Raw genomic sequence first — 3,136 nt, 5'->3', positions numbered from 1 at the left:
GCGGCCCGCCTCGCGACGGGTGAGTCCCTCGAGACCGCCGTCGAAGGTGCGACCGACTTCCTCGCGCGTGCGGTCCGATACTACTACGATGTCGGTGAGGGCCACGGCGCGGTCAACCACACGGTTCCGCTGCGAAACGAGGCCGCGCGGGAACCGACCGCCGAGGAGGTCCAGGCGGTCGTCGACCGGTTCGTCGACGCCGACGTCTCGGCCCTGGTTCCCGAGGTCGGGATGAACGTCGTCGGTGCGACACCGTACGCCGAAACCGTCGCCGAGACCGCAGCGGTCGAGGGTCGCATCACCAGAACGCTCTCGGGCGTCCAGCCGAATCGCGGGGTCCGGTTCGGTGCCTCGAGCCACGTCGCTCGCTTCCTCCTCTCGGCGCGAGAGTTCGTCCCCGACCTGCGATTCGCGGTCAACTGCCGGTTCGACGCGGACGTGGCGGCAGCGCTCGAGTCCCTCGAGTGGCCCGTCGCGGAGTACGACCGCGGTGAAGAACCGGCGGCCGTCAAAGAGACCGAGGGGAGCACGATGGGGTGGGGCGCTCGACGGGCATTCGAGGATCGTGACGAGCCACCGGTCGCGATCATCGACCGCGGCGAAGTCGGCAAAGAGGCGCTCGTCAAACTCGTCGCCACTGATCCCGAGACGCTCGCCGATCGGACGCTGGCACTCGATCGGGAGGTGCGCGAATGAGCGCGATGGATCGCGACGCGGACGACCTCGCGGTCGGGCTTCTCCTCCCCCAGTACGGCACCGATATCGACGCGGTTCGGGACACCGCGCTCGAGGCCGAATCGCTGGGCTACGACGCGGTCTGGCTCGAGGACCACTTCCAGTCGTGGATCGGCGACCCACGACGGTCGACCCACGAGTGCTGGACGACGCTGAGCGCGGTCGCCGAGGCGACCGATCGAGTGCGACTCGGGACGCTCGTGACCAGCCAGTCCTACCGCCATCCGGCCCTGCTCGCGAAGATGGCGGCGACGGTCGATCGGGTGAGCGACGGGCGACTCGAGCTGGGTCTGGGCGGCGGCTGGTACGAAGCCGAGTACGACCGCTTCGGCTACGAGTTTCGGGAGCCGCCGGCGGAGCGGCTCCGCCGCCTCGCCGAGACCGTCGAGATCCTGCAGGGACTCTGGACGAACGAGACGTACAGCCACGAGGGCGAATACCTCGAGATCGATCTGGAGGACGCGTTCTGCGAACCCCAGCCCGTTCAGGACCCCCACCCGCCGATCTGGATCGGCGGCGGTGGCGAGGAGTTTACGCTGCGTTACACCGCCGAGTTGGCCGACGGCTGGAACTACGGGACGCTCGAGCCGGAGGGATTCGCGGGAAAACTCGAGATCCTGCGTGACTACTGCGAGAGCGCGGCGCGGTACGACGAGATCCGCAAATCGGCCGAGTTGTTCGTCTTCGTCGGCGAAACGACTGCGGCGGCCGAGGAAAAGCGCGAGGCCTTCCGGAGCGAGTTCCTGCCCGCCGACGGGCCGAGCGAGCCCCGCGAGTTCTTCCTCGCCGGCTACCTCGAGACGGCTCCGACGGGAACGCCGGCCGAGGTGTCCGACCGGCTCGCCGACTACGCCGATGCCGGCATCGAGGAGGTCATACTCGCCGTTCCGGACGCGGCCGACGACGAGGACGACAGCCTCTCGCTGTTGGCCGAGGAACTCCTCGAATAGCCGGCTGCGATCGGTGCCGAACCGCCTCCCCCTCCCCTACCCTCACCCCCACCCTCGGAACGGTCCGATCGCCCGCTCGAGCCGACTCAACCATCCGCTCGAGAACCGATACCTAATTTTCGGTGGCACCGCTACCACTGCCCATGGTCGAGAGTCCGTTCGACGTCGACATCGAAGTCGGCGAGGTGATCGAGGCCGAGCCGTTCCCCGAAGCCGAGAAGCCGAAGATGACCAAACTCTGGATCGACCTCGGCGAGCGGGAGATCCAGTCCGCCGGCCAGCTGGACCACCACTACGACGCCGCGGACCTCGTCGGTCGACGAGTGCTCTGTGCCACGAACCTCGGCTCGGTACGGATCGCGGGCTTCAAATCCGAGGCGCTGACCGTCGGCGTCCCCAGCGAGGAGGGCTATCCCGTGCTGGTGTCGCCGGACGACGACGTTCCCCTGGGAGGGACGTTGTACTGACCCGTCTCATCGACGGACGGTATCCGGTGTCGGAGCTCCCGACTGTGGGTCTCGTGCGCTCGATGACGGGAACTGTCCGTGGACCGACCCACCTGTCCGCCGGTCGAGCGGTCCGGGCCGGGAACCCATTGTAACTGCTGACACGGCTTTAACTGCTCTATAAGTATACTCAGCGGCTCCGAAGAGTCCGTGTGGCGAGGCGGAGCGGAGCCAGTCGTTGCCAGTTGAACCGTCCGAACTCCCGAGACATCCCGCCCCCTCGCCACTGATCGGATATCGTCCCACCGTGGCAGAATCCATCAGGCGATTCCGATCACCCACCTACCATTTCACACCACACCGGATGGATTCGACGTCGGCCTCCGGCCGACGCTTCCGAGATGGTGATCCCGCGTCTTTCGGTGAGCCGTTCGTTCTCGCGGTCACGCGGCCGATAGTCTCTACGGCGGGGCGTGATCGGTCGCGGCCGACCACTTTCACCGCGGATCCCGCAGGGTTTTTGCGATGGAAGGACAGTCTCCGAATATGACCGAGGCGACGGGGATCGTCGGAGAGTTCTTCTCGTTGAAAGAGGAGACCGACGCCGAAATACTGACGATGCAGTGTGGCGATTTCTACGAGTTCTTCGGCGAGGACGCCGAGATCGTCAGCGAGGAGCTCGACCTCAAAGTCTCCCAAAAGTCCTCCCACGGCTCGTCGTACCCTATGGCTGGCGTGCCGATCGACGATCTCACGCCCTACCTCAAGGCCCTCGTCGAACGCGGCTACCGCGTCGCCGTCGCCGATCAGTACGAGACCGACTCCGGCCACGCGCGGGAAATCGTCCGCGTCGTGACCCCCGGTACCCTGCTCGAGACCAGCGACGCCGACGCCCAGTATCTCGCGGCGGTCGTCGACGGCAGCGGGAGCGCCGGCGACTCGAGCGGCAGTTCGACGACCGATTCCGGCTACGGCCTCGCCTTTGCCGACGTGACGACCGGCCGG

At 66.9% G+C, this 3,136-nt stretch carries 4 protein-coding genes; all 4 read left to right on the top strand.

What is annotated here, in order from left to right:
• On the top strand, positions 1-696 hold a 696-nt coding region (locus tag PGX04_RS33400; protein WP_273742403.1), incomplete at its 5' end, for a thiamine-phosphate synthase family protein.
• Complete coding sequence (locus tag PGX04_RS33395; protein ID WP_273742402.1) at positions 693-1,685, top strand: TIGR03560 family F420-dependent LLM class oxidoreductase; 993 nt, start codon at positions 693-695, stop codon at positions 1,683-1,685. The genes PGX04_RS33400 and PGX04_RS33395, both read left to right, overlap by 4 nt.
• Positions 1,686-1,828: 143 nt before the next feature.
• Positions 1,829-2,152 (top strand): tRNA-binding protein, encoded by a 324-nt coding sequence (locus tag PGX04_RS33390; protein WP_273742401.1) that lies wholly within the window; start codon positions 1,829-1,831, stop codon positions 2,150-2,152.
• Between the two features lie 525 nt (positions 2,153-2,677).
• The coding region (locus tag PGX04_RS33385) for a MutS N-terminal domain-containing protein (protein WP_465263870.1) at positions 2,678-3,136 on the top strand (459 nt) is incomplete at its 3' end.

The sequence above is a fragment of the Natrinema soli genome, from assembly GCF_028618695.1.
Note: the sequence above shows the minus strand (reverse complement) of the source record. Positions and strands in the feature narration are given on the sequence as shown.

Coding starts and splice junctions, on each gene's coding strand:
- PGX04_RS33395 (WP_273742402.1), top strand. CDS start 693: ATGAGCGCGATGGATCGCGACGCGGACGACCTCGCGGTCGGGCTTCTC.
- PGX04_RS33390 (WP_273742401.1), top strand. CDS start 1,829: ATGGTCGAGAGTCCGTTCGACGTCGACATCGAAGTCGGCGAGGTGATC.